Consider the following 25,942-nt stretch of genomic DNA (forward strand, 5'->3'; position numbering starts at 1 on the left):
CCCCCTGTCAGTTGACGTCAACGTCCTTACCGTTGATCTGTACTGGCCCGGAGCCCTCAATCAGCAACTGCGTTCCGCGCAACGTGATGTGCCCGTTGCTCTCCATAATGAGAACGGCGCTACCCGTCTTAAGCTCGATTCGGTCGCCGGCCGTGATCGTGTAGGTTTTCCCGACCATCGTGGTTTTCGACAGGCCAACCTCTTCGGCACTCGCAAGGCCGGCGGCCGTATTGATCGCGCCGGCAACCGTGACCGTATATGCACCACCGACCGTCAAGGCTTTTGCGAGTCCGACCGTTTCTGTGGACGTCAATGCGATCAAGAGGTTTTCCATCCCTTGGATTGTTTCGTTCCGATTGCCGCCGACCGTCAGCGTTTCGTTATTGCCTACGGTTTCCGTTCGATCCACGCCGATGTGAATGGTCTCGTTGTTGTCGACTGTTTCGGTCCGATCGTGCTTCACGTGCACCGTCTCATCGTGATCGATATTCTTGCTGCGATCGTTGCCAACCCAGTGCGACTCGTCGTGCTCGACCTCGATGCGCTGATCCTTCTCGGCATGCAGCCACACCTCTTCGGCACCTTTCTTGTCCTCGAAGCGGATCGCGTTGGCGGTGTTGACGTTACCGGTCTTGGTTGAGCGCGTCAGAATCCCGCTCTGTGTCGCGTTGGCCGGAAGTTCCCAAGGCGGCATGTTCTGCGAGTTGTAGACGCGCGAGGTCACCAGGGGACGGTCTGGATTTCCGTCAAGAAAACTCACGACCACTTCGTCGCCGATTCGCGGAATCTGGACCATCCCGAATCCGCTACCCGCCCACGGCTGGCTCACACGTACCCAGCATGAGCTGCCTTGATCGCGCTTGCCCAGACGATCCCAATGAAACTGGACCTTCACGCGGCCGAGACTATCGGTATAAATCTCCTCGCCCTTCGGGCCGACGACAATCGCCGTCTGCGGCCCGACGATCGTCGGACGCTCGCCCTCGAACGTGGGACGATAAGGAATTTTCTTGCGAATGCAGGTGAAGCTGCACGAGTACGCCGAGCTTCCCTCGCCAGGTTGATAGTTGTTCGTGCCGGTGTGCGAGACAGTCAGCAACAGAAACTGCCGATCTTCCTGTTTGGTACTCGCATGATCGTAGTGGTCGTCCAGCTCGAAGTATCGGCACGGCATCATCCGCCGGCTGGTCGTCGTTCCGACGAACGTCTTGCTGTGCGCGGCGAGCGCTTCTGTCCGGAAACGCGTGAGTTCTTCACCTCGATCGCTATCCGCAAAGCCATGTTCGCCCAGGTAGTCATAGATCTCGTACGACGGCACTTCGCCCTGGTTGACTTCAGTTCCGCCTGAAACGAATCGTCGCGCCTGGGGAATCTTGTAGTCGAAGGTCTTCAGTCCGACCGTGCTGGGTGCAAGATGACGTTGGGCCTGAAACGACGTGACGACGGCCAGATTATCGAGCGGCTCGTCCTGGTTGTACTGTAATGACGGACTACGCCCGTCGATCGGCTTGGCCGTCACCGAGTGATCCGCGATGATCAGCTTGTGCCCATCCTTCGCATGCTCGAAGTAGTAGAAGAGGCCATCCTCTCGCATCAGCCGTTCGACGAAGGCAAGATCCGTCTCGCGGTACTGGGTGCAATAGCTGCGGTTCTTCGTTCCCTTCGACAGGCGGAACTCGAACGACGCGAGCTTTCCATACTCCTGGAACACCCGTGTGAGGATCGCCTCAGTGTTCTCTTCCTGGAAGATCCGGATGTCCTGTCGACGAGAGAGCATCCAGAGCCACGGCAGAATCGTGGCGCTATAGATGGCGAAACCACCATCCGTATCGAGATGCGAGAACGCTGCAACATATCCGTGGAAATAGCGCTCTTCGGAACTGGCGAGCGCATCGGTCAACTGCAAGGTAATCGTAACCGGCTGACCGATCAGCTTTTTCAGTTCGATGTTCTTGTCTTGAGACGCAAGTCGAACGTGGGTCTCGAAATTCTGGGATAACCCCTCGGTACAATGGAAATCGACAAGCACCAGATCCGATCGCCCTTTCAGCGGCGTTTGGATCGTAAACAGGCGATTGCTCTGGAGCTGGAAGAAGCTCGCAATTTCTGACATTTGCATTTGTAGCCTCGGAATCTCTCAGCGGAGGGGGCAGCTTTTTGTCGGCCGAGCCATTCTAATATGGCTGCGCGGCGATTGAACCAGATCTCGACTCGAGAAAAACAGGGCCTGAATATTATGGATTATTGAACATTCATAGCAAATGGACCATCTGCTGTCACATTACGAACACGAAGTTGGGATGCTGGTCCGCCATCTTGCGGAATTTTCCCGGCGCTTTCCCAAGATCGCGGCACGCTTGGGCATTGCCGGCGCCCACGTGGAGGACCTGCATGTCGATCGAATCATGCAGTCGTTCGCACTGCTGGCTGCACGCATTGACGCGAAACTCGACGACGACTATCCGCAATTCACCGAAGCCCTTCTCGAAGTCGCCTATCCGCAGTACCTGCGTACCATTCCGTCATGTGCGCTCGCCTCGTTCGATCCGGCGATAATGTTTGGCCAGCTAACCGAACCGATGACTATCGCACGCGGCACGATGCTTGACGCCAACGCGGCGCCCTGTCGATTTCGTACCGTGTACGACGTCACGTTGTCGCCGTTGCGCGTACATTCGGCGCGTTATTCGCCGGCTACGCTCGCGCCCGCATCGGCACGCATCCCGGCGGAGGTGACGGGCATCATTTCGATCAGCTTTGCGAGCGAAGCGGCATCCCAGATCTTCGACGAGGCGATCCCGTCCGGCCCTATTCGCGTACATCTGGCAGGAGACAGGTCATTGGTCGTCGCACTTACCGACGCACTCCTGCTTCGGGCGTCGAGCGCCTATGTGGAAGCGGACGACAGCAGGCACTGGATCAGCTTGTCGAAAGTCCCGATCGAAGCAATTGGCTTTGGTAATGACGAGCATCTATTGCCCGACGAAGAGCCAACCGATTCACAGTCTTTCCGGAGTCTGATTGAGTATTTCGCCTATCCGGAAAAATTCGATTTCGTCGACGTCGACCTGGGTCGAATCCGCCGCGCTGCACGCGCCGCCGAGGCGCGGCGCCTGACGCTCCACGTTGCCGTGCAAGGTACGCCCAACGATTCTGCCGCTGCTCAGATTCTGGCAACGCTAGGCACAAGCGCGTTCCGGTTGTTCTGTACACCGGTCGTCAATCTGTTCGAGCGCGCGGCAACCCCGATCCAGCTCACGAGCAGCGATGCGGCCTATCCCATCGTCCCGATTCCGTTGGCGACTGGAATCCCCCTCAGCGTCTATTCGATCAAAGGCGTGTACCTGGGCGATCGTACGGAATGGGAGAAGGACAAGGTGCCTGGTGTCGCGCACCCGACCTCCAGAATTCGAGTATTGCCGTATCGGGCGTTTAGTCACACGCAGTCCCCGGAGGCTTCCACCGTGTACTGGGTCGCCTGCCGAGATCCAGAAGCTGCGCCAAGCGCCGCGTTTACAACACCGTTACTGACATTGTTGAATTTAAACGGTCATCCTGCGAATCCGCGACATCCACAGGTCGACGTCGACGTGCTGGCAACAAACGGCGAACTGCCATCGCGCTTGCCGATCGGCGCGCCAGATAGCGATCTTCTGTACGAAGGCTCCGCGCTCACCTGCCCCATTACCCTGCTTTCACGGCCAACCTTGCCGGCATCCCTGCCGCGTGGGCACGGAGCGCTATGGCGCGTCCTGTCGGCCCTGGCACCTCACCCGCTCGATTTGACGCGATCCGGATTGCCGGCCTTGAAGGACTTTCTCCGTCAACATGCCCCGCGATCCAGCGTCGTGGCTCAGCGTTGTATCGATGCGATCGTAGACCTCAGCTACAAACCGGCGATCAGGTGGATGTCTCTCGACAACCAGTTCCCGTCATTTGTTCGTGGCGTGGAAATCCTGCTTTCGTTCTCGGAGGCTGCGACACGAAATGTTAGCCTGCATCGGTTCTCGGCCATCATGGACCCGTTCTTCGGCCCCTACGCTCACTCCAACAGCTACATTCAACTCGTCATTCTGTCGGCCGAGACCGGCAAAGAGCTTTTGCGATGCACGCCACGCCCCGGGACGCGATCGCTGGTTTAGTTCAGTGAACATATCCAGCAAGAATCCCGACACTGCCTCCGGCCTGGAAACCCACCGTCTGCCCGCGCATGAACAATACAGCCGGCGCCTCGGAAATTGCGCGCGTGAGCAACCAGCTGAAACCAGGGTTTGATAGACCGGTTGCCATCAATGCGGGGTTCATGCCAAGCAACATCGCATCACCTGCCCAACCGTAAAGCGCCGACAGCGACCCGTCGACATAAATCGTTCCACCCTGAAAATCCGATCGCGACAACTCTGTACCGCGAAACGCGCTCGTCATGTAGATGCTGCCGTAACTCGGGAAGTCCAACGTGGAACCCGCCGCCCCGACGCTGCGGCCCCGGATCGGCGGCAACTTGATTTCCGGTATCGAGATTTTCGGCAATTTGATTTTCGGGATCTTCAGGCCTGCGCCGATTCCGATGCCGACGCCACCGTAATAGAAGCTCTGATCGTGCTTCTCAGGGTCAGTCAGCACGATCGTGCCACCGGTTGCCGTCACGATCTCGACACTCAGGCCACCACCTGCCCCGGTGTTATAGGTCCACTTGCTCAGCCTCAAGAATGACATGCCCGCGCCCCAGTGATCCGGCTATTGTCGTGACGGAAGGTTGATCAGCCCACAAACGATGAAGCCCAATCCGAAGACAGCGAAAAAGACCACATTCCCCCAGATCGCATCGAATCGATCGATTCTCGCAGTCGGAATCGGATTCTCGGCGAGATAACGCACCTGCGGTCGATCGCCGACAGCCATTTTCGACACGATCCCGCCCTGCGGATACGAGACGTGTTCGCCGGCCTTCGTCACGAACTCGATCTCCGGGTGATACCCGCCCGCGTTCAACTTCACCACTTCGCCGGGCACCATGATCGACGTCCGCATGAATTCACGCGTCAGCTGAACGTTTATCGCCGCTGCGATCAAAAAGCCGACTCCAATCACGACAAAGGCTACGGCCTTGTACATAAATGTGCTCGCTCGTTCGTTCGTCAAATGGCAGTCGGAATCATACACAACGCGGCCCCGCACACCGAACTACCTTGCGACATCCCGCCCCGAAAAGGATTAGAACGTAAGTTTGTCGAACGTATGATCGTCGGCCAGTCAAAAATGACCTTGTGCAGCGACGATTGTGGCCCGTGGGGCTGCATCTTGAAATGGGGCGGAAGGCAGCGGGGCCGGCGTAATGCAAAGCCGTTTCGGGTTCGCTGATCGTGGAATTGGGCCTCCCCGAGTCGATCGACGAGCTTTTTCCGTCAAGCGGTTATCATAGCAACGTCAGACGTTTAGCGTGCCCGACACCATTCAGCGCAACCGAAACAGGCGGCGAATATATCGGTTCGCCGCCTTGCCGGTTCATCACTTCACGCAATGGATCAACTGCTTCCGCACTACGAACGAGAACTTGCGCTACTGCGCCAATCGATTGGAACCTTCGCGACACGCTATCCCAAAATTGCTGTTCGCCTGGGGATTTCCGGCGACCATTCCGAAGATCCCCATATCGAACGGATGTTGCAATCGTTCGCCCTCCTCGCCGCAGATATAGGCAGTCGGCTTGAAGATAACTATCCGGAATTCGCCGAAGCCCTCCTCGGCATGCTGTATCCCCAGTATCTTCGAACGGTTCCTGCGTGCGCAATCGCCCAGTTCGATGTCTCAGACATGTTCGAAAAGCTCACTGAGCCATCGCTCATTGCCCGCGGCACAGAGCTGGCGAGCAAAACGGAAGACTGCCTCTTCCGAACCGTATATGACGTAACGTTAGCTCCCGTGCGAATTTCGGCTGCGCGCTACGCCCCGGCGACTGCAGTTCCCTCCGACGTCGTCCTGCCCGCCGGCACAACCGGCCTGCTCTCCATCACCTTTGCGGTTGCACGCCCCGACTTTCGCATCGAAGCCGTTCCCGGCCCGTTGCGCGTCCATGTCAACGGCCCCTGCGAAGTCGTCGGCGCGGCAATGGATACGATGACGATGCGCACGGCAGCCGCCTTCGTCGAAAACGCCGAACGTCGCTGGTCGACGCTGACCACACTGCCTCTCGCTGCCGCCGGCTACGATGAGCCCGAGAAGCTGCTCGACGAAGACGACGGACCTCCGGCCCTGCGGCTACTGAGCGAATATTTTGCGTTTCCGAAGAAGTTCGATTTTGTTGACGTCGACCTCGCCGCGCTCGCGCATACGGCGGGCTCCAGCCAGCAACTTACCTTGCATCTCGCCATTTGCGGCGTTCATCCAGATTCGTGGACGGCACAGCGACTAAAGAATCTGTCGGCGGACAATCTGAGGCTCTTTTGCACACCGATCGTCAATCTGTTCCGGCTTTCGTCGCTGCCACTCAAGCGGAGTCCGATCACGAACACGTACCCCGTGCAATCCCAGAATACGGGCGTTGCCGGTGTCGAAGTTTGGTCTGTCGAGTCGGTCCGTGCCACGACAGGCAGCTCCAGAGCGAACATCATCCATCCATTCGTGTCGCTCATGCACGGCAGTTCCGACAAACCGACCGGCCCCTACTGGGTTCTCGTGCACCATAACGCGGCCTCGCCATCGGGAAAAAAGGAAACCGCGCTCAACCTGGTGGACCTCGACGGCCGACCGATAACCGGCACCGTAATCGAACAGATAACTGCAGACGTCATCTGTTCGAATGGCAATTTCCCTCGGACGATGCGGGCCGGCGCCGAAGATGGTGACCTGGTAAACGAGCAGGGAACGATGGTTTCGCGCATCGTGATGCTGGACGCACCGACAGAAGTCGCGCGATTGTCGAGCGAAGGCGAGGCAGCTTGGCGGCTCATCACGCAGTTCGCCCCGCACTCGATCGAATTGACTCGCACCGGACTTACGGAGCTGAAACGCCTGTTCCGTCAGTTCACTGCTCAATCCGCTGGACACGCGAAACTCCTCGACGGACTGACGAACTTGAGCCATCGAACCAAACAACTCTGGCTTCCAGGAAAACCAATGCCGAGTTTCGTTCGGGGTTTGGAAGTAACGTTGACGGTCGACGAACAAGCGTTTGCCGCCGTCAGTTTGAACGCATTCATCAGCGTAATGGATCACTTCTTCACCGTGCATGCGCCGACGACAAGCTTTGTCCAACTTGTCGTGATGTCGACCAACTCCGGCGCGGAAATTCGACGTTGCGCGCCACGACCAGGCACAATCATGCTCGCCTGATTTTCCTGCCTCCAAACTGCGACGATCGAGTCACCCTACAACTCGTGTAGATTAGGTAAGGCTCGAAATCAGGTGACAACCGCAGGTCGCCCTGTGACCGTGCCGAGCAATCGGAACACCATCATCTGTCATCGATTCATCACCCTCTTCGATCAAATTCGGTTTGACGTCCGGGTGTTGCGGGCAAGTTACCTCATCTCCCTTGCGAGCAACGAAACGACCGTCGAAACGCATCGTCGACGAACCCGTGATCACCTTGCCGCCGTGGTCGGTATCATCGCCGACGCGGATGAGATTCATCATCGTAGAATGCCTTACGAACGATAGCGAAAATAGTGAATGCCATATTCGAGATCTCGATTATCCGGCCTCATCTGCTTTGACGAACGCACGAGACTAATCCTACGTACGTCGCTCCAGCCGTAGCACGAGAAAATTACTTCGGCCAATCTAGCAAAGTGCTTCATCTTCAGATAAGCGCGGTAAAACAAGATCCAGAATATCAATAGAGAAAAGGCACCTGCCCCGCCTAGGACTATCATGAGAGTCATCCCGTCGATACCATCAGCGTCACGTGACAACATGAAGCACATTAGCGCGTAGATCGGCACAAAAAACCACAGCATGATCTTCATCAGCCAACGATAAAGAGCCGTTCTTCCCCTCGTTGCATGCGGATACACTGCGACCATGTCGTCCCGAACTCTCCGAATTGAATAGGCGAAGTAGCGGTCACGCGGCCTCAGTTCAGCAACGATTTCGACCTCGTCGCCGTCTTTCATCGGCATCTTCCAGAGCCATCCCTCGATCTGCTTGCCGTCGAGTTCAAACTCCACCCAGTCCGCTTCCTCCTCGGAATTCGCAGACGATTGGATCAACCCGATCGCCGATGCTCCCATGCCGGCCAACGCAGCACCCGCCGCCGTTGCCTGCATATAGGCATGCTCCGTTTCACTCAAGACGAAGTCCTGCTGGCGACGCCGGCACTTCAGCCTGCTGATCGTGCCTCGCAGCACCTGAACTGCATACTCTCGCTCAGAACTCATGCCATTTCCGCCCCCTTCAAGGCCGATAACGAAAGTAGTGAATACCATATTCGAGATCTCGACTCTCCGGTTTCATCTGCTTCGACGACCGCACAAGATTAATCCTACGCACATCGCTCCAGCCATAGCACGAGAAAATTACTTCAGCCAATTTGGCAAAGTGCCTCATCTTTAGATAAGCGCGGTGAAATAGTATCCAGAAGATCATTAGAGCAGCGGCGCCGGTTATGCCGAGGAAGATTATGAGCGTCGTTCTTTCAACGCCATCTGCATCGCGGAATAACAGAATGCACAACAACCCAAAAATAGGCACGAAGAGACTCAGCATAATCTTCATAAGCCATCGATAAAGTGCTGACCTCCCTCTCGTTGCGTGCGGATACACCGCAACCACATCATCATTGACCCTTCGGACGGAGTAGGCGAAGTATCGATCCCGTGGCCTCAACTCAGCAACGATCTCCACCTCGTCACCATCTTTCATCGGCATCTTCCACAGCCATCCTTCGATCTGCTTGCCATTCAGTTCAAACTCCACCCAGTCTGCTTCCTCCTCAGAATCCGCAGATGATTGGATCAACCCGATCGCCAATGCTCCCATGCCAGCCAAGGCAGCGCCTGCGGCCGTTGCCTGCATATAAGCATGCTGCGTTTCACTCAAGACGAAGTCCTGCTGACGACGTCGGCTCTTCAACTTGCTGATCGTCCCTCGCAGCACCTGAACCGCATATTCACGCTCCGAGCTCATGCCATCTCCACCATCGCTTTGTCGAAGGCTTTTTCCTGTTGTGCCATATCCGAATATTTGCCAACGCTGTGATCTTTCACACGCAGAATACTTTCTTGACCGGTGCCAAATGCGCAACGCGAACACCACGACTCCAACTCATCGGGGGTCACGAAATCGGCGAGAGTCTGCAACGCGAGCACCGCGATCGTCGCCTCCCACGTAATCAACATACTGACCACTCTGAGCGACGCAACTACTGCCACTCGCGTCGCCACAGTCTCGACCGCCATGATGACGACGCGATTCCCCGAGCGCGACGCTAATTTCTTGAACAACGGCGCTGCGGTACTGATTGCGTCGATCACGAATGCCGTACCTGCGGCCGCCCCGACCAATGTCTTTAGACCGAGAAGGAACGCCACTTCGTACTGACCACTCTTCAACACCTTAGTGGTCGCCTTATAATCAAGCCAAGATGCAACAAATGCACCGGTTCCCGAAAGAAACCCTCCCACCATCTTCCAACTCATCGTCCGAACAGCCTTCTTCAGCGTCCCGTAATACGGAGTCATCGTGATTGTGATGATCGACGCACTGAGTGATGCGCCAGACTTGATCAACTTGGCGTTGGTATCTTCGTCCTTGGCTTCCGACAACAGATGCCAGAAGTTCACCAACTCGCATAGCGCAGCAATCACCGCGATACGACCGAGGCGAAGCTCCTTCATCGCGTTCGAGTCCTTGTCCGCCTTCAACTTTTCCCATACCTCATACAACTCGGTGGTCGGGTTAGGCCCAGCCTTTGTCGACCCTGCTAACACGGTTCGTGCTGTGCGAAAACGCTGCAAGATTTCGCTTCGGCTCACCTTGTCATACTGAGCCTGCTTGCGAACAAGTGCCAGTGCATCCTCGACCGGTATCCCCGCTCGCTGGAGAAACAGCGTCTGAACAATCTTCTCCCCGACGAAGTCCCCCAACTTATTGACTCGGAGTTTCTCGAAAACCCGATCACCAATAGCCATGAGTAATACGTCACGCCCTTGCTCTTTGTACGTTGCCCCTAAGTACGAGATCTTCGCTTGGTTTGTTTCGAGCGCCAACTTCGAATATTTCTTGTAATAATCGACCAGTTTGCCAATGTACTTCACCGCCGTTACGACGTATTTGACACCATCGTCCTCTAGCGGCTTATCCTTGTGCTCCAATGCGCTGGCGAGAAATTTCTCAAGTTCCTCGCGCCCCGCAGGATGATTCATGGCAACTGCCCGCCAAACGATGCTTTCCTTGTCCGTCGGCTTCCAGCGGCCAACCAGATCATCGAGAATCGCAACCCCTTTGGGCGTTGATCCCAACCCGTCGATTGCCATTGCAACGACAACCTCGAATTCGAAGCTATCACTGAGATCGTCGCAGTAATAGTCCTCCAGCGTATCCGCAAGAAGCGGTGCTCGCAGCCATTTTCCAACATCATTGCTGCGTGTGTCCTGCAACTGGAACACCGCGTTCTGCAATTTCTTGTATGGCTTGCGGAAATCCTCGATCTGCTTGCGCTGAAGTCGGGCTTCGTACCGAGACCATTCAGATTTCTGCATTCTGTCTAGATTGCGATCATGGAACCCGGGTTGCGCTTTCGCATACTCACGCGCTTCGTTCATGATCTCATCGCGGTACTTGCCAAGGTAAGGCGCACTTGAATTTGCGCTGCCCGCGCGACTAAATCGTCCAATCTGGATAAGACGCGTCTGATAGCTCCCCGGAATGTTATTGGCAGCCATCCAGTCGAGATCATCATAGTACGCATTGACCTCTTGGGCACGTGCAGCATCCGCGCCCGCCAGTGCTCTGGTGCGTTGCGCCGCCAAACCCGCGCGGGCCGTCGCCGAACCGAGCGGAGTCATGGCATGCGCCTCTTTCGCCATCGCCTCCTGAGTTGCAAGGTTCTGTTTTGTACGCGAATCGACGATACGTTTGGCGGTGTCGATGTCGTTCAGGGCCATCACTTTCATGCCGAGTTCCTGCTGCGACCCATAGCGGTCAAGCCAAGACACTGGATCGTTGCGAAAGCCATTCAGCTCATGAACGTTGCCGACTGCATCCCACAAGGCGAGCAACATCGGGGGAAAGATCGGCGGAGTTGCCCCGCCACCACCGGCATCGGCTTTTCCAACTTGGCCCATCATTTTCACAAGCGACTGGCTCGCCGATGCTGGCGATGCCTGCCGAATGTTCAAGGGATAACGTGAGACCTCACGGGCGAGCAGATTTTCTCGATAGCTTCCATCGTCAGCAGTAAAGCGCTGCTTATCGTCAAGCAAACCAAGCTGCTTCGCATCAAGGCCCGGCATATACTCCAGCACATCGTTGATAGAAGACTCCGTTGCAACGACTGCGTGACCCGCCCCGTCCTTTCCGGTGGAGATCCATTTTGACGGCTCGATCCATTGCATGCGTTGTTTACGCAAGTCGACGTATATCTCGTATTTGTCGAAAGTCCGTGGATGCCATGCAAGTTGCGAAAACGCAATATAAACCTTGCCCGTACATAGTTCGGGTTGCTCGATCGCGATGACGTCCATCGGAACCGCAATGCTCGTCTTGGCACATGCCGGATGGGTGGTTGGAATCGACGGCAGCGGTCGCGATTGCTTCCACAACCTGCCGTCTTCAGTCACCTTGTATGCTTCCCAGTAACTGGTACCCCGTGCGCCTACTTCGTAGAAAAGATAGAGCCAACCGTCGCGCAAAGTCCGCAGGCCATACTGGTGCTCGGTGAGACCGACATTCGTCACGCGATCGCCGGTGATGCCAGCGGGCATCTTTGCCTTCACCGATTTAGGCAAGACGGCGTACCGCACCGGCAAGATCGGCAGTCCCGTCTTCTCACAGTTGGCACATTTCCGGTTATTTGCTGCCATACGCTCTCTTCGTATTGAATTCAGGCAATCTTGCCGACACCAATCAGCGGGACGACGAAGCGCTCAATCGCACGTACCAGGCGCGGTCTCGAATCTCCGCGACATCCTCTTTTGTCAATACAGCAACCGCTGCCGTATAAAACTCATCGGGCGCTCTTGCGCCCAAAAGCTGTAACACCTTCGGATGCAGGTCGAACTGCGGATGCCATGCTAACGCGTTCCCTATGAATGCAACGCAATCGTCCCGGTCGAAAAGTCCATAGTGCTCCGCACGAGTGGCGGCAGCGTCTGCGGCCGCAACTTCGGATTGCTCAGGTTGACGATCGAGCGTCATTGCGTACAGCGCAAGCGCTCTATTTACTAGTCCATGGCGGTGGATCCGCTGCCATTGCTCCTCCGTCAGCGAAAGATCAGCACGCGACCCAGCTGGTACGCTGTACAGGCAAAATTTGGCGCATGCGTCGAGCGCATGCCACGCTTTTACCGGCCCCAGAAGCGCCTGCTGTTGCTCTTGGGAAAACATTGGCCAGATCAAACTGAGCGCTCGCGTATCGTAGAAACGTAGCGCACACGGCCGTCCTTCCTCGTTGTACTGCAGAACGTGACGGGACCAATGCTCGGCGACCTCCGTCAACGGCGCCTCGCTGGCGAGCCATCCACCGACCCGTTGCCCCAATCCTTCGGCCATCGAAATTGGTCGGCGATCCTCGAATGCGGCCCGCACACTCTCTACCAAAACCTCACTCCCCTCGGAAGTGGCAAGATCCAATTCGACGAGATAGGGCCTGTGACTGTCGGGAAACGCGTCGTGCTTGACCTCCACAATCGCACGCTTCAATTCCTGGAACCGCTCGGCTTCCTCGTGATCATTCGTGAAATCTCGCTGGCTCGGATCCACAACGAGATAGCAGCGCATCTCCGGCCGCTTGCTGAAATATGTGCGCAAGCTGCTGACAGCTGCGTCTATCACGGCAGCCTCCGGAGACTCGTCCATGCCGAGCGCGTCTGAGTTGTCCATATCCACTTACTCCAGCACAACGCTCGAAGCGCTATCTGCAGACGCCGAAGCCGTCTTCCATGCACACCCCTTCGGCACACTCGCAATCTGCGAAGGCAGGCGCATCGACGACGCACCCGGCTTGTCCCAGCTCGCGCACTTTTCGAGAATTTGACCACTGGTCCCGTTCTCGATCAGATCGGGCGTGATTTTGATGTACGAACCGCCCGCACCGATCCAGATCTCCTTCTCCGCCGAAATCACGACTTTCCCGTTCGAGCTGGTGATCGTTACGTCGTTGAGCGCTGAGAGCTTCATCTCGTCGCTCTGTGCCTGGATCTCGACCTTGCCCTTCGACGCAAACAGCTTGATCCCTGCGTTCTGCGCGAACAGGCTTATCTTCTCCATCACACTCGCGATCAGCGATTTGCCGGCGGCCACGTGCACGCTCTTGCCACTGACGATATTGACCTGCTGGTTCGCCGTAATTTGCGCTGAATCCTGCGTCGACAAACCCACACCTGCGGGACTGGCCATCAGCATGATCGGTGTCGAAAAGCCATTCGCATTGCCCGTGCCACCGCCGCCCGTCCGACCGCCGCTGCCCGCGCCGCCGCTCACGCTATAGTGCGTCGCATCAGTGAACTTCTTGAGCGCGTCCTGCCCCTCCTCCAGGCTCTCCGCCTGGTTCGCCGAACTCGCCTGTGACGTCAGATCAACAACGGTTTCCGCACTAGCTAACTGCTCGGATGCAGCCGTCACGTTCAACGGCTGGTTCGTTGCTGTCGGGTGTGTCGACACGAACAAGCCCTGTCCCGCCCGAATGGCACCGTAGGCATCCGATTTGAGGTCGAAACCGCTGCCGAGGAACGCACCGCGCGTATTGTCGGTCTGCTGGATCAGGTACCCCAGGTGCAAGTGCGACTGATAGCTGCTCGAGTAAAGGTGAACCCGATTCTGCTGCGTCGAGTCGTCCATTACGAGTTGGTTGTAGCCGGTGCCGCCGTACTCACGCGATCGCTGACCGGACAGCAAGCCGTTCGTGTGCCACACCGGCTGCGTAGCGCCCCCGTACATTCTCGCAATGATGACGGGCCGGTCACAGTCACCTTCCATGAAGCCGACGACCACTTCGTCGCCCTTGCGCAGCGGCTGAATCCCGCCACGGGTCGATCCCGCATCAAGAAACGTTGGGCGCACCCAGCACGATGCGCGCTCGTCCTGACCGTTGCGGCGGTTCCAGTGAAACCACACCTTCACCCGGTTCAGCGAATCGGTATACACCTCCTCGCCGCTTGGTCCGGCAACGATCGCGTTCTGCAACTGCATCACCGGCTTCTTGTGTTCGAACGGGCTACGGAATGGGACGTTGCGTGGCTGCGCCTCGACTACCACCTGAAAGAATCCTTCGCTGCCGTCTGCATGGCGAACCGTCGTGCCAGCCTTTGCTTGAGCGACTTCCGCAGCCAGCCCGTCGGGGAATTGCTCTGCTTCGTCCAGGCCAGGCAAATTATTGCAAATCAGCCAGTCAACCCCGAGCAGAACAAATTCGCGATCCGGTTGGCTGCCCGCATCATGCACCGGATGACCGCGAAGTTCGAAGCGCCGCCCCGGCATCGCGCAGCGCAAGCCACCGATGCCGTGAAAACGTTTCATCCGCGATTTGCGCTCTTCAAGCCGAATCTGGGCAAGACGCTCACCTTGCTCACGGTCCGACCACATGTACGCGCCAGGGTAGTCGTAGATCTCCCCATCGGTCGGCAACTGGCCGTCCACGTCGGTCACGCCCTGCACCTGCCGAGGGAGATCGGGGCGCTTATAGTCGAACGAGCGAGACGTCAGCTGCGCACTGTCAATCTGAAGCTGCTCCTTCCACTGCGCGAACCCGTCCAGTTCGCCGCTAATTTCCGTTGGGCCGAACTCGACAACCGGCTGCTTCAGCTCCGGGACAAAATAAACGTCGTCCGTCAGAACCATCGCGTGCGCCCGGCCGTTGTCTGCCTGCTCGAAGTATGGGAACACCCCCACTTCTTCGAGACTACGATGAACAAAGTTCAGGTCGTATTCCCACTGCACACGGTTCGAATACGACGGAAGCGGTTTATGCAGATCGAAACGATACGCGCCGCGCGCTTGCGAGTGCTCATTGAAAACGTCAGTCAGAATCTGCTCGCCGTTCTGCTCCTGCCAGTCACGCATGTCGCGGCGCAGGCGCAAGAAATAGAGCCAGGACGAGAACGCCAGCTTGTAAAATGTCAACGGCCCATCCGCTCCCAGCCTGCTGAACCGGTGAACGTAGCCGTGGATCGGCATGTATGAGCCGTCCGTCTGGTGGATCCAGAGCGTGACCGGCTTGGCGAGTAGCGCACTCAGTTCAATCTGGTTACCGCGTGGTGAAACGGCATCAATCACGAATTCGTAATCGCGACCGAGTCGAGCCGTTCCTTTCACATAGAGCGGCAATAACCAGTCGACGCCAAGCGGCGTGTCGAGTTTGACAAGACGATTGTATTGCGCGTCACCCAGACGCAACGTCTTATAAAGCGCGGTGTGGCCCATGCAGCTTTCCCTTGGTTGGTATTCAGGTGGGGTTTCTGCCGAGGGCTGATTATAAATGCCTTTCGGAACAACACGATAGTGCGCCGCGCATGCCGACCTATCTCGAATAAATTGGTGGCCTGACGTTCGTGCGTGAAATTGCCGGAATTTCACAATCTTCCAGGAACAAATTTCCGATTGCTTCGTGAGCCAGATTTTTTGAATCACATATCACTTTCCTGAACACGGCCAGCTACGGTCGCTCCGCTGACGCAATCCACGCTCCGCTGACGCAATCCAATGTCGGCGCACTTTGCTCAGGAGTTTTCGTGAATCCCACGCTCTACCTCACCATCCAAATCGGCGTCGGGCTCGCTCTCGTCACCATGTTCGGGTTCGGCTTCTACTGGTTGACAACCAAGGATCGCCCTGGCGGTCCAGACTCGTCGACACCGCCTATGCCCCAAGCCACTATTCCGGTCGATGAATTCGACGAATGGGAGGCGTACGCGCCATATCCCGATCACGCCGTTCACGCCGCGCATGAAGCCAGTGCTGCGCTCGTTGACTATCCGCCGTTCAGTCAGCATGGAGATCCCGCCTACGCGTCCCCTGCGACCGAAGCTCGCCACGATCTGCATGACGCAATTGAATCGTTGATGGGCGAGCCCGGCAAGCCCGTTACGGCACCGTCCAAGGCCGCCGCACCGTCATCGTCTGGCCCAGCAATCCGCTGTCCGCGTTGCCTGTCATCGCGAATCGACACGCGCAACCGCGGTCGCAAGGCCGGCAGCACCATCGGCAGCGTCGCCGGCGCGACAGGCGGCATGGCGGCCGCTATGGCGGGCGCTGAAACCGGTGCCCTCGTCGGCTCCGTCGCCAGACCAATCGGCACCATCTTCGGTGGGCTCGCCGGTGCGGTGATCGCCGGGCTCGTCGGCAGTGCCGCGGGCTGCGCGGCCGGGTCGGCCGTCGGCGCAGCGATCGATGACAACGTTCTCGACAACCACGCCTGTCTCGCCTGCGGCCACGCATTTAGCGTCAAGCAAGCCACATGATCCCCTCGTCGCCGGCAACTCGCGCGACATCGTCTCTTACCCTCCTCATTCGAACCAGTCCGGCGATTGCCGGGCTATATGCACGTGTCTATTTCTACAAGGGGTTGTTTATGCATCTCGTTCAAACCATGGCCTACGTCGGTGCCGAACCCTGGCACGGACTCGGCAACAAACTCTCGCCGAAACAACCGCTCGAAGTCTGGGCACAAGCCGCCGGGATGAACTGGCGGATCGAAGAAGCCGAAGTGCGGTTCGTCGCCGCAGGCAACCGCAGCCTCGGTTCGATCCACGCGTTTCCCGAACAGAAGGTGCTGTACCGCTCGGACACGAAGGCTCCGCTGAGTGTTGTGTCTTCTCGCTATCAGGTCGTGCAGCCCGAAGAAATTCTGGAGTTCTATCGCGACCTGACGGAGATCGGCGGCTTCCAGCTCGAGACGGCGGGTGTGCTACGCGAAGGGCGGAAACTCTGGGCGCTCGCGCGTACCGGCCAATCCGGTATGCTCAAGGGTAAAGACGAGATCAACGGCTATCTCCTCTTGGCGACCGCATGCGACGGAACGTTGGCAACCACCGCCCAGTTCACGTCGGTACGTGTCGTGTGTAATAAGACGCTGCAAATCGCGCTGGATCACAACGTCGGTGCAATCAAGGTCTCGCACCGCTCGCAGTTCGATGCGGCGGTGGTCAAACGCCAGCTTGGCATCGCGGTCTCGACGTGGGATGCGTTCATGGCACGCACCAAGGCGCTGTCCGAACGCAAGGTGACGGACTCGGCAGCCGAAGCCTTCCTGCGCCGCGTGCTGACCTACTCGACTGCCAATCTCCCTGATCGCGAAACGGTTGCCGTCAACGAGCGCGCCATCAAGGCGGTTGGTCAGCTCTATGCTGGGCGTGGCAAGGGGGCAGACCTGGCGTCGGCATCGGGGACGGCATGGGGCTTGCTCAACAGCGTGACGGAATACGTCGATCATCATCGCCGCGCACGTAGCGACGATCACCGCCTTGATGCCGCATGGTTCGGTGCAGGTGCGACGTTGAAGCAGCGAGCCTGGGACGAGGCAATGAAGCTTGTCGCATGACCAAGCTCATCCTGCCTCTGGCCGTCGACATGCGCATTCAGATTCCGCGCAGCGCAGGGTTACGGTTCGGCGGGCGTCACGCCACGATCCTGCAAATCAAATCCCAAGGTACAACTGTCCACTTAGGAAACGGCAAACTCGCTGGTCATCGGATCTGTCAGGAACCACACACCGCTTCCGGTGATTAGGCAGACACCGCCCCCAATTTCACCGCTCCGGGCGACTTGATTTTATCGCGACATACATGAAGGTCTCCGACAGGCACTCGGCCCAGAACTTCGCGGAACTCATCCCGCGTCCGCGCCAACACTTGGACACGTAATTGATGCGGCATCAAAAACCACTAAGGCCACCCATCGGATTCGAGCGTCGGGGCCGCGTGCTTCGTTGCATGAACACTCGTCGCACCCGCCCAAGCCCAACTCGGGCCCGTCCGGCGAACAAAAGAGCATCGATGTGCATCCACGTTGACCCAATTGGGTTACGTAGCGGTTACATGAACATGCCGATTTGACAAGGATCGCCTGAAAATATCAGCTAACACACTGATTTCATTGGCCCGCCCTACACGATTCGAACGTGTGACCTACGGCTTAGAAGGCCGTTGCTCTATCCAACTGAGCTAAGGGCGGTCGAGGGAAAAAGACACGGCCGCACAACCCGGACCGCATTTGACGCGCGAGGCTTCGAGCACCACACCCACGAACTCAAAGCCCCGAAACGAAACGGGCCCGGCATGAAGCCGAGCCCAAAATTATACCCGATCATCGCGTCATATCCCACGAGACGCGCGACCGGCGCCGCAGCCATCAAACCGGCTGCGGATGCAGCATGAACCACCCGAGACAGAACACCCCGGCAATCACGCAATACACGCCGAACGAAGCCAACCGCCCGCGCCCTTCGAAATAGCGCATCAGGAACCGCACGCTCAGATAGGCCGCAATCGCCGTCAGCACACCACCGAGCAGCGCATCCGCGAGCTGGTCGCGCGCGTGGAACAGCTTCGGCAGCTCGAGCACGCCCGCAGCAAAAATGATCGGCGTGCCGAGCAGGAACGAAAACTCCGCCGCCTTCTCCGCGGTCAGCCCGGCCACATTGCCGGCGATCATCGTCAGCCCGCTGCGCGAGAAACCCGGAATCAGCGCGCCGATCTGCGCGAGGCCCACGAAGAACGCCTGCTTGAACGTCATCTTCTCCGGCGGCTGGTGCGCACGGCTGCGCTGGATACGATCGCCGACCCACAGCAGCACGCCGTTGATGATCAGCGCGATCGCGACGATCCGGAGATCGTGGAACACGCGCTCGATGCGTTTCTCGAGCAGCAGGCCGACGATCCCCGTCGGGATCGTGCCGATGATCAGCGCCCACATCAGGTGCCCGTCGTCATTCTTGCGGCCGCCGAGCTGCGCGAAGAAACCGCCGATCAACGCAACCCAGCGCGCACGGAAATACCACAGTAGCGCGAGCGCGGTGCCGAGGTGAAGCGCGACGAGGAACGGCAGCAACTGCGGCGCATGCTTGTCGATGTGCATGCCGAACAGCGCGGGCACGAGCAGCGTGTGGCCGAGACTGCTGACGGGGAAGAGTTCGGTGACGCCCTGCAGGACGCTCAGGAATACCAGAAACCAGAGACTCACGCGTCGGTCCTTTTAGTGGTGGTCAATCGGGTAGAGAAGCGGACGACGCATCGCGCGTCCGAAAAACGCGCCCCGATTATGCCGAGCCAGGATTACCGCGCCAAGGCATTTGGCAGGTTATTGCGGCAATGCACACAAACGCTTGCAATTTGTAAGCATCTGGAAAGCAAAAAGCCCGCCATTTGCATGGCGGGCCTTGCGATTCCGGCAGAAATTGCCGTCAGCGGCCGAGCTGGTAGAAAAACAGTACCGTGCTGCCGGTGAACATGCCGAACAGTGCGATTCCCATTGCCATTGCCAGATCCATGGCCCCCTCCACGAAGTGTCATGACCCGGCAACATCACCGGTTTAGAGGCATTATCCCGACAGCCGACACTCTGAAAAACTCGCGATTTCCCGAGAAGGGTTTTCCCCGACCGCCTCGCGGCCCGATAATGGAGCGCGCCATCGCGCACCCGCCCACCCTGTTCATACCGATTCGCCATGCCGATCTTCCAGCAGCACGACATTCATGAACTCCACGCCGGCCCGTCGCTCGTTCGGGTCGCCCCGCAATTCGGCGGCCGCCTGCTGTCGTGGCACGTCGACGGCGAGCCGATCATCTTCTGGCCGGAAACGGCCGACTGGAGCAACCTCGCGCGCGTGCGCGGCGGCAATCCGCTGCTGTTCCCGTTCCTCGGCCGCCATCGCGTCGACGGCGAACTGGGTCGCTGGCGCGACGCCGCCGGCGTGGTCCGCGACTTGCCGATGCACGGTTTCGCGCGCGACCTGCCGTTCGCGGCACAACCGTCGGCCGACGGCGCCGCGCTGTCGATGACGCTCGATGCGGACGACGCGCTGCGCGACAGCTATCCATTCGATTTCCGGTTCGAGACGACCTACCGGCTTGCCGACACCCACACGCTCGACGTTGCACTCACCACGACCAACCGCGGCGACACGCCGCTGCCCTACTACGCGGGCCACCATTTCTACTTCGCGCTGCCGCACGGCGAACGCGCGCAAACCACGCTGGAACTGCCGCCGACGCGCCGCTGCCTGCAGCGCGCCGACGGCTCGATCAGCCCGCTCGAGCCCGGCAAAGCGTCGTACAGCCTCGGCGACCCGGACATCCTCGACCGCTTCCACTGCCTCGACGGCGCGCCGTCCACGCCGGTGCGCATCGTGATGCCGGGCCGCGGCCGCACGATTGAGATCGCACTCGACGTCCCGGGCTCGATCCCGTGGTACGCGGTGACGACCTGGACCGAAAAGCCGGAATCGGACTTCTACTGCGTCGAGCCATGGCTCGGCCTGCCGGACGCGATCCACAACGGTCTCGGGCTGCGCATGCTCGCCCCGGGCGCGACCGAAACGGCCACGCTGCGGATTCGCGCGCTGCCGCTCGCCGGCTGACATCGACCGCACCGAACCGGTGCGCGCCGGCCGCGCCCGCGGCCCGAAACTGCGGTGCGCGGGTCGAACCCGTTAAAATCTGACGTTTTGTATTGCCTGCCGCGTTACGCGCGGCAGGGTTTTGCGAGGTTCAATGTTCGGAACAACAACGAAGCGGCTCTTCGCGGCCGCCTGCGCCGCACTGCTCGTCGCGTGCGGCTCCGCACCCGTCGGCCCGGGTTACTACCGCGTCGAGCGCGGCGACACGCTCTACAAGATCGCGCGCGAGAATCGCACGTCGACGGCGAACATCGTGCGCTGGAACCAGATCACGAACCCCGACGCGATCGAGGTCGGCCAGGTGCTGCGCGTCGCGCCGCCGCCCGGCACGACGACCGCGTCGACCACCGGCACCGGCAGCGCGGGCCGCAGCCGCCCCGCGCCTTCCGCGCCGGTCGAATCGGCCGTCAAGCCGTCCACCAGCATCGCGCTGATCTGGCCGGCCGCCGGCAACGTGGTGCGCACGTTCGACGGTTCGAAATCCAAGGGCATCGATATCGCGAACTCCCCGGGCACGCCGGTGCTGGCCGCCGCGCCGGGCACGGTCGTCTATGCGGGTAACGGCTTGCGCGGCTACGGCAACCTGATCATCCTCAAGCACAACGCCGATTACCTGACGGCCTACGCGCACAACCGTGCGCTGCTCGTGAAGGAAGGCCAGTCGGTCACGCAGGGGCAGACGATCGCGGAGATGGGCAACAGCGACAGCGATCGCATCGCGCTGCATTTCGAGCTGCGCTACGGCGGCCGCTCGATCGATCCGGCCCGCTACCTGCCGGCGCGCTGAACGCGCCACCGTCGACGAGGGGGCGACACGCGATGCCGGCATGCATCGCATGTCGTCGCGAGGACAATCGGGAAGGTTGTGTCAGCGCTTGCGCAGACGGCCGGTGAAACGGCCGGACAACGGATCGACGCGGCTGGCAAACACCACCAGCGCCCCGATTCCGAACAGGCTGAACCCCGCAGCTATCAGAAGCAGATCCATGGTCACATCACTGTTTTGTCGTGATCTTATGCGTCATTGTGGAATCGTGCACTGAGCCGTCCCCGTTGCACGAGCCCGAACATTCCCTATCTATCAGACGCCATTGTGGTTCGGTCGCATGAAATGCAGATGTAAGCCATCGACCGGATCCGTCGATCGACGTCAAGGAGACCCGCGATGCTGCTCGCCGCCGAACGCTACGACGACCTGCTCTCCCGCTTCCGGTGGGAGATTCCGGCCCGCTACAACATCGGCGTGGACGTCTGCGACAAGTGGGCCGACGGCAGCGGTCGGCTCGCGCTGATCCATGAAACGTCACACGGCGACGTGTCGCGCATCACGTTCGACGACCTGAGGAATGCCTCTAACCGGCTCGCGAACAGCTTTGCGCGTGCGGGCCTGCAACGCGGCGACCGCATCGCGATCTTCCTTGCGCAGGGCCCCGAAACGGCGATCGCCCATCTCGCCGCGTACAAGCTCGGCGCGATCGCGGTGCCGCTCTTCACGCTGTTCGGCATCGACGCGCTCGAATACCGGCTCGCGAACAGCGAAGCCGCCGCGCTCGTCACCGACGCGGCCGGCTACGCGAAGATCGCGCCGCTGCGCGTGCAACTGCCGGCGCTGCACACGTGCTACTGCATCGGCGACGACGTGCCCGACGCGCCGGGTGTGCTGCGCTACGACGACGCCCTCGCCGCCGAATCACCGGATTTCGTGCCGGCCGACACCGCCGCCGACGATCCGGCGGTGATCATCTATACGTCCGGGACGACCGGCAAGCCAAAAGGCGCGCTGCACGCGCATCGCGTACTGCTGGGCCACCTGCCGGGCGTCGAGATGTCGCAGCAATGCTTCCCGCGCGACGCGCGCCTGTTCTGGACACCCGCCGACTGGGCATGGATCGGCGGGCTGCTCGACGTGCTGCTGCCGTCATGGCATCACGGCGTGCCCGTGCTCGCGCGCCGCTTCGAGAAGTTCGACGGCGAGGCCGCGTTCGCACTGATGGCGCGGCACGGCGTGACCCACGCGTTCCTGCCGCCCACCGCGCTGAAGCTGATGCGCACGGTGCATGCGCCGCGCGAGCGCCACACGCTGGCGCTGAAATCGGTCGCGAGCGGTGGAGAATCGCTCGGCACCGAGTTGACGGCCTGGGGGCGCGACGCGCTCGGCGTGACGATCAACGAGTTCTACGGGCAGACCGAATGCAACATGGTGCTGTCGTCGTGCGCCGCGCTGTTCGACGCGCAGCCCGGTGCGATCGGCAAGGCCGTGCCCGGTCATACGGTCGCGATCGTCGACGAGCGCGGCACGCCGCTGCCGCCCGGCGTCGAGGGGCGCATCGCGGTGCGCCGCCCCGATCCGGTGATGTTCATCGAATACTGGCGCAATCCCGCCGCGACGCGCGACAAGTTCGCGGGTGACTACCTGCTCACCGGCGACACCGGCACGATCGCCGCCGACGGGTTCGTGCGCTTCGTCGGCCGCGACGACGACGTGATCACCAGCGCCGGCTACCGGATCGGCCCGGGGCCGATCGAGGACTGCCTGCTCACGCATCCGGCGGTGCGGATGGCGGCCGTCGTCGGCGTGCCCGACCCGACGCGCACCGAGATCGTCAAGGCGTTCGTCGTGCTGAACCCCGGCCATGTCGGCGACGACGCACTCGTCCAGGCACTGCAGGCGCACGTGCGCACGCGCCTGGCCGCACATGAGTACCCGCGCGCGATCGCGTTCGTCGACAGCCTGCCGATGACGGCGACCGGCAAGATCGTGCGCCGCGCGCTGCGCGACGCGTGAACCGGGCGCGGCCGCGCCGGGCGGCCGCCCGGTCGCCCGGTCGCCCGGATGGTTTATAGTGGCGCCACGCAGTCTTTCCAGCACACGACCGATGTCCTCCCACCAACACGAATCCGCCGCGGGCGCGTCGCACAGCCCGCTCTACGCCAAACTCCTCGGCGAAACCGCCAAGATCGACTGGTGCGATCTCGAGCGCTTCTTCGCGCAGGGCAAGCTGCTGTCGGTCGCGCGCGATCTCGATCTCGTCAGCGTCGCGGAAGCGATTGCCGGCGACGACGCGGAACAGGTCACGCGCTGGCTGTCGTCCGGCCTCGTCGCGCGCATGCCGGCGGAAACCGCCGCCGACTTCGCGGCGCGTAATCCGGAGCTGTGGGCGGTCGTCGTGTCGCCGTGGGTCTGCGTGCAGGAACGCGCCTGACGCGTCCGCCATGCCCGAATCCGCATTACCGCACGGGGCCGGCGCCGGGTCGGCCGCCGTCTCGCACCGGCGCGTCCTCGCGCTCGCCTTCCCGATCGTCCTGGCGAACCTGACCCAGCCGATCCTCGGCGCGGTCGATACGGCCGTCGCCGGCCACCTCGATGGCGCACAGTATCTCGGCGGCGTCGCGCTCGGCGGGCTGTTCTTCAATTTCGTGTTCTGGGGCTTCGGCTTCCTGCGCATGGGCACGACCGGCCTCGTCGCGCAGGCGCACGGTGCCGGCGACGCCGCCGGCATCCGCCTGGACGTGCTGCGCGCGCTGATCGTCGCATTCGCGCTCGGCGCCGCGGTGCTCGCGCTGCAGGTGCCGCTGCTGTCGTTCGCGCTGACCGCGCTGGGCGGCAGCGAAGCCGTCCACGCAACCGCGCTGGCCTACGGCCACGCGCGGATCTGGAGCGCGCCGTTCGCACTCGCGAACTACGTGGTGCTCGGCTACCTGCTCGGCGTGCAGCGCGTCCGGCTCGCGCTCGTCGCCCAGGTGTTCATCAACGCAGTGAACATCGGCGCCGTGCTGCTGTACGTGTACGGCTTCGGCTGGGGCATTGCCGGGATCGGTGCGGCGACCGCGACCGCCGACGCGTGCGGCTTCGCGCTCGGCGCCTGGATGCTGTGGCGGCTGCGGCCGCGCGGCCTCGCGCCACTTGCCGCGCGTGCGCTGGCCGACCGTGCGGCGCTCAAACGGCTGATCGTGCTCAATCGCGACATCTTCCTGCGCACGCTGTGCCTGCTCGGCGCGTTCGGCTGGTTCGCGCACCTCGGCGCGAAACAGGGCGACGCGACGCTCGCGGCCAACGCATTGCTGCTGAATTTCCAGACCTTCATGGCGTACGGGCTCGACGGCTTCGCGCATGCGGCCGAGGCGCTCGTCGGCGCCGCAGCAGGCGCGCGCGACCGCGCCGCATTCCGGCAGGCCGTGCGCGTCACGCTGCTGTGGTCCGCGCTCGGCGCGCTGCTGTTCGCGCTCGTCTACTGGGCGGCCGGCGGCTGGATCGTCGCGCGGCTGACCGACCAGGCCGAGATCCGCGCGGTCGCGCTGCAATATCTGCCGTGGGCGGCAATTTCGCCGATCGTATCCGTGTGGGGGTTCCAACTCGATGGCGTGTTCATCGGCGCGACGCAGACGCAATCGCTGATGCGCGCGATGGTCGCGTCGTTCGCGATCTTCATTGCCGCGACGCTGGCCGTCGTCGGCCCGTTCGGCAATCACGGGCTGTGGTTCGCGCTGCTGCTGTTCATGGCCGCGCGCGGCGCGACGCTCGCGCGCTACCTGCCGGCGCTGGTGCGCCGGATCGGCGCCGACGCACGCGCGGCCGGCGCCTGACTGCCGCGCGGGCCCGAGGTTATTGTGCGGGTGTGGACGCGGGCGCTGACGGCGCCGGCTCCCCGAGCATCGACGGCGGCGTCATGTCGGTCGGCACGCCATGGTAATCGGCCGGATCTTGCGGCGGGTGGCCGCGACGGGCCTGGCGGGGATCGCTGGCACAGCCGGCAAGAATGGACGCGGCCAGCACGGCCAGCATGAAACGGGACATCGGGAAGGCTCCGGAAAACGGCGCGCCCATCGCGCGCCAGGACCGCGACGAGTCTAGCTGAATTCCCGGTTAGGGGTCGTCCCGCGTATGTTCTAGTATGTAGCCATGGCGCTGTGCCGTTGAAAGGAGGCTGCCATGTCGTCTGAAGAAATCGCTGGCCTGATCGGCCTGTTTATCGGCCTGATGGTGCTCGTCGCCCTGTCCTACTTCGAATCGCGCGAATACAAGCGCAGCCACGGCGGCGAAGGGATGATCCATCACTGGATGGCCGAACACCACCTGCTCGACTGGCGGCGCAAGCACTAGGCAACCCGCCGTAGTCGACGGCGCCGCCGCACGCGGCGACCGCCCGCAAACGTGCCGTTGCGGCACGGTGG

The 25,942-nt window shown here is 60.6% G+C and carries 22 protein-coding genes and 1 tRNA gene; 11 read left to right on the forward strand and 12 right to left on the reverse strand.

The window, feature by feature from the left end:
- Positions 1-7 precede the first annotated feature (7 nt).
- Positions 8-2,119: a type VI secretion system Vgr family protein gene (locus DIE22_RS14720; RefSeq protein WP_124605391.1), complete on the reverse strand. Its 2,112-nt coding sequence runs from the start codon at positions 2,117-2,119 to the stop codon at positions 8-10.
- 142 nt (positions 2,120-2,261) lie between these two features.
- Between DIE22_RS14720 and tssF (DIE22_RS14725) the strand changes: the two genes are divergently transcribed.
- Positions 2,262-4,142 (forward strand): type VI secretion system baseplate subunit TssF, encoded by a 1,881-nt coding sequence (gene tssF / locus DIE22_RS14725; RefSeq protein ID WP_124605392.1) that lies wholly within the window; start codon positions 2,262-2,264, stop codon positions 4,140-4,142.
- Between the two features lies 1 nt (position 4,143).
- Here the strand turns inward: tssF (DIE22_RS14725) and DIE22_RS14730 are convergent, their stop codons facing one another.
- Together DIE22_RS14730 and DIE22_RS14735 are read right to left on the reverse strand one after the other, a co-directional pair.
- Positions 4,144-4,716, reverse strand: a complete 573-nt coding sequence (locus DIE22_RS14730) for a hypothetical protein (RefSeq protein WP_124605393.1) — start codon at positions 4,714-4,716, stop codon at positions 4,144-4,146.
- Positions 4,717-4,737: 21 nt separating this feature from the next.
- Entirely contained in the window at positions 4,738-5,115 is a 378-nt protein-coding gene (locus DIE22_RS14735) for a DUF3592 domain-containing protein (protein ID WP_041491136.1), read from the reverse strand.
- A gap of 405 nt (positions 5,116-5,520) precedes the next feature.
- Here DIE22_RS14735 and tssF (DIE22_RS14740) point away from each other — a divergent pair, with 405 nt between their 5' ends.
- On the forward strand, positions 5,521-7,332 hold the full coding sequence (gene tssF, locus DIE22_RS14740) for a type VI secretion system baseplate subunit TssF (protein ID WP_124605394.1): 1,812 nt from the start codon (positions 5,521-5,523) through the stop codon (positions 7,330-7,332).
- Positions 7,333-7,383: 51 nt separating this feature from the next.
- Here the strand turns inward: tssF (DIE22_RS14740) and DIE22_RS14745 are convergent, their stop codons facing one another.
- Genes DIE22_RS14745 through DIE22_RS14770 form a run of 6 tightly spaced genes read right to left on the reverse strand, consistent with a single transcriptional unit; the run spans position 7,384 to position 15,579 of the window.
- A complete protein-coding gene (locus DIE22_RS14745; protein WP_124605395.1) occupies positions 7,384-7,635 on the reverse strand; it encodes a PAAR domain-containing protein in 252 nt (83 codons plus the stop codon).
- Positions 7,636-7,646: 11 nt separating this feature from the next.
- Positions 7,647-8,426: a putative type VI secretion system effector gene (locus DIE22_RS14750; protein ID WP_409410193.1), complete on the reverse strand. Its 780-nt coding sequence runs from the start codon at positions 8,424-8,426 to the stop codon at positions 7,647-7,649.
- Entirely contained in the window at positions 8,395-9,126 is a 732-nt protein-coding gene (locus DIE22_RS14755; protein ID WP_124605396.1) for a putative type VI secretion system effector, read from the reverse strand. Before DIE22_RS14755 ends, DIE22_RS14750 begins: the two co-directional genes overlap by 32 nt.
- Positions 9,123-12,023, reverse strand: coding sequence for a T6SS effector BTH_I2691 family protein (locus tag DIE22_RS14760; RefSeq protein WP_124605397.1), 2,901 nt, complete (start codon positions 12,021-12,023; stop codon positions 9,123-9,125). The genes DIE22_RS14755 and DIE22_RS14760 overlap by 4 nt, the downstream gene beginning before the upstream one ends.
- A gap of 43 nt (positions 12,024-12,066) precedes the next feature.
- Positions 12,067-13,041, reverse strand: a complete 975-nt coding sequence (locus DIE22_RS14765; protein ID WP_124605398.1) for a DUF4123 domain-containing protein — start codon at positions 13,039-13,041, stop codon at positions 12,067-12,069.
- A 6-nt stretch (positions 13,042-13,047) separates the two neighbouring features.
- Positions 13,048-15,579, reverse strand: a complete 2,532-nt coding sequence (locus tag DIE22_RS14770) for a type VI secretion system Vgr family protein (protein ID WP_124500998.1) — start codon at positions 15,577-15,579, stop codon at positions 13,048-13,050.
- 308 nt (positions 15,580-15,887) lie between these two features.
- Between DIE22_RS14770 and DIE22_RS38770 the strand changes: the two genes are divergently transcribed.
- The 3 genes from DIE22_RS38770 to DIE22_RS14785 all read left to right on the forward strand — a co-directional run bounded on the left by DIE22_RS38770 (position 15,888) and on the right by DIE22_RS14785 (position 17,883).
- Positions 15,888-16,616, forward strand: a complete 729-nt coding sequence (locus DIE22_RS38770) for a hypothetical protein (protein ID WP_260426677.1) — start codon at positions 15,888-15,890, stop codon at positions 16,614-16,616.
- A gap of 110 nt (positions 16,617-16,726) precedes the next feature.
- Complete coding sequence (locus DIE22_RS14780; protein WP_124501012.1) at positions 16,727-17,695, forward strand: DUF932 domain-containing protein; 969 nt, start codon at positions 16,727-16,729, stop codon at positions 17,693-17,695.
- Positions 17,692-17,883 carry a hypothetical protein gene (locus DIE22_RS14785; RefSeq protein ID WP_124500999.1) on the forward strand — a complete coding sequence of 64 codons (192 nt, stop codon included), beginning with the start codon at positions 17,692-17,694 and terminating at the stop codon, positions 17,881-17,883. The genes DIE22_RS14780 and DIE22_RS14785 overlap by 4 nt, the downstream gene beginning before the upstream one ends.
- 367 nt (positions 17,884-18,250) lie before the next feature.
- Here the strand turns inward: DIE22_RS14785 and DIE22_RS14790 are convergent.
- A tRNA-Arg gene (locus tag DIE22_RS14790) sits at positions 18,251-18,327 on the reverse strand.
- A 177-nt stretch (positions 18,328-18,504) separates the two neighbouring features.
- Positions 18,505-19,335 (reverse strand): undecaprenyl-diphosphate phosphatase, encoded by an 831-nt coding sequence (locus DIE22_RS14795; protein WP_124605399.1) that lies wholly within the window; start codon positions 19,333-19,335, stop codon positions 18,505-18,507.
- Positions 19,336-19,819: 484 nt separating this feature from the next.
- Between DIE22_RS14795 and DIE22_RS14800 the strand changes: the two genes are divergently transcribed.
- The 5 genes from DIE22_RS14800 to DIE22_RS14820 all read left to right on the forward strand — a co-directional run bounded on the left by DIE22_RS14800 (position 19,820) and on the right by DIE22_RS14820 (position 25,354).
- Positions 19,820-20,731: an aldose epimerase gene (locus tag DIE22_RS14800; protein ID WP_124605400.1), complete on the forward strand. Its 912-nt coding sequence runs from the start codon at positions 19,820-19,822 to the stop codon at positions 20,729-20,731.
- A gap of 133 nt (positions 20,732-20,864) precedes the next feature.
- Positions 20,865-21,557: a peptidoglycan DD-metalloendopeptidase family protein gene (locus DIE22_RS14805; protein ID WP_124501002.1), complete on the forward strand. Its 693-nt coding sequence runs from the start codon at positions 20,865-20,867 to the stop codon at positions 21,555-21,557.
- 378 nt (positions 21,558-21,935) lie between these two features.
- Complete coding sequence (locus DIE22_RS14810) at positions 21,936-23,555, forward strand: acyl-CoA synthetase (protein WP_124605401.1); 1,620 nt, start codon at positions 21,936-21,938, stop codon at positions 23,553-23,555.
- 91 nt (positions 23,556-23,646) lie between these two features.
- Positions 23,647-23,973: a DUF2288 domain-containing protein gene (locus tag DIE22_RS14815; protein ID WP_124501004.1), complete on the forward strand. Its 327-nt coding sequence runs from the start codon at positions 23,647-23,649 to the stop codon at positions 23,971-23,973.
- A 10-nt stretch (positions 23,974-23,983) separates the two neighbouring features.
- A complete protein-coding gene (locus DIE22_RS14820) occupies positions 23,984-25,354 on the forward strand; it encodes an MATE family efflux transporter (protein ID WP_124501005.1) in 1,371 nt (456 codons plus the stop codon).
- A 19-nt stretch (positions 25,355-25,373) separates the two neighbouring features.
- Here the strand turns inward: DIE22_RS14820 and DIE22_RS14825 are convergent, their stop codons facing one another.
- Positions 25,374-25,565, reverse strand: a complete 192-nt coding sequence (locus DIE22_RS14825) for a hypothetical protein (protein WP_124501006.1) — start codon at positions 25,563-25,565, stop codon at positions 25,374-25,376.
- Between the two features lie 135 nt (positions 25,566-25,700).
- On the opposite strand from DIE22_RS14825, the gene DIE22_RS38215 reads away from it, so the two are divergent.
- Entirely contained in the window at positions 25,701-25,871 is a 171-nt protein-coding gene (locus DIE22_RS38215) for a hypothetical protein (RefSeq protein WP_162840567.1), read from the forward strand.
- Positions 25,872-25,942: the final 71 nt, after the last annotated feature.

It is taken from the genome of Burkholderia sp. Bp9142 (assembly GCF_003853415.1).
Lineage (GTDB): Bacteria > Pseudomonadota > Gammaproteobacteria > Burkholderiales > Burkholderiaceae > Burkholderia.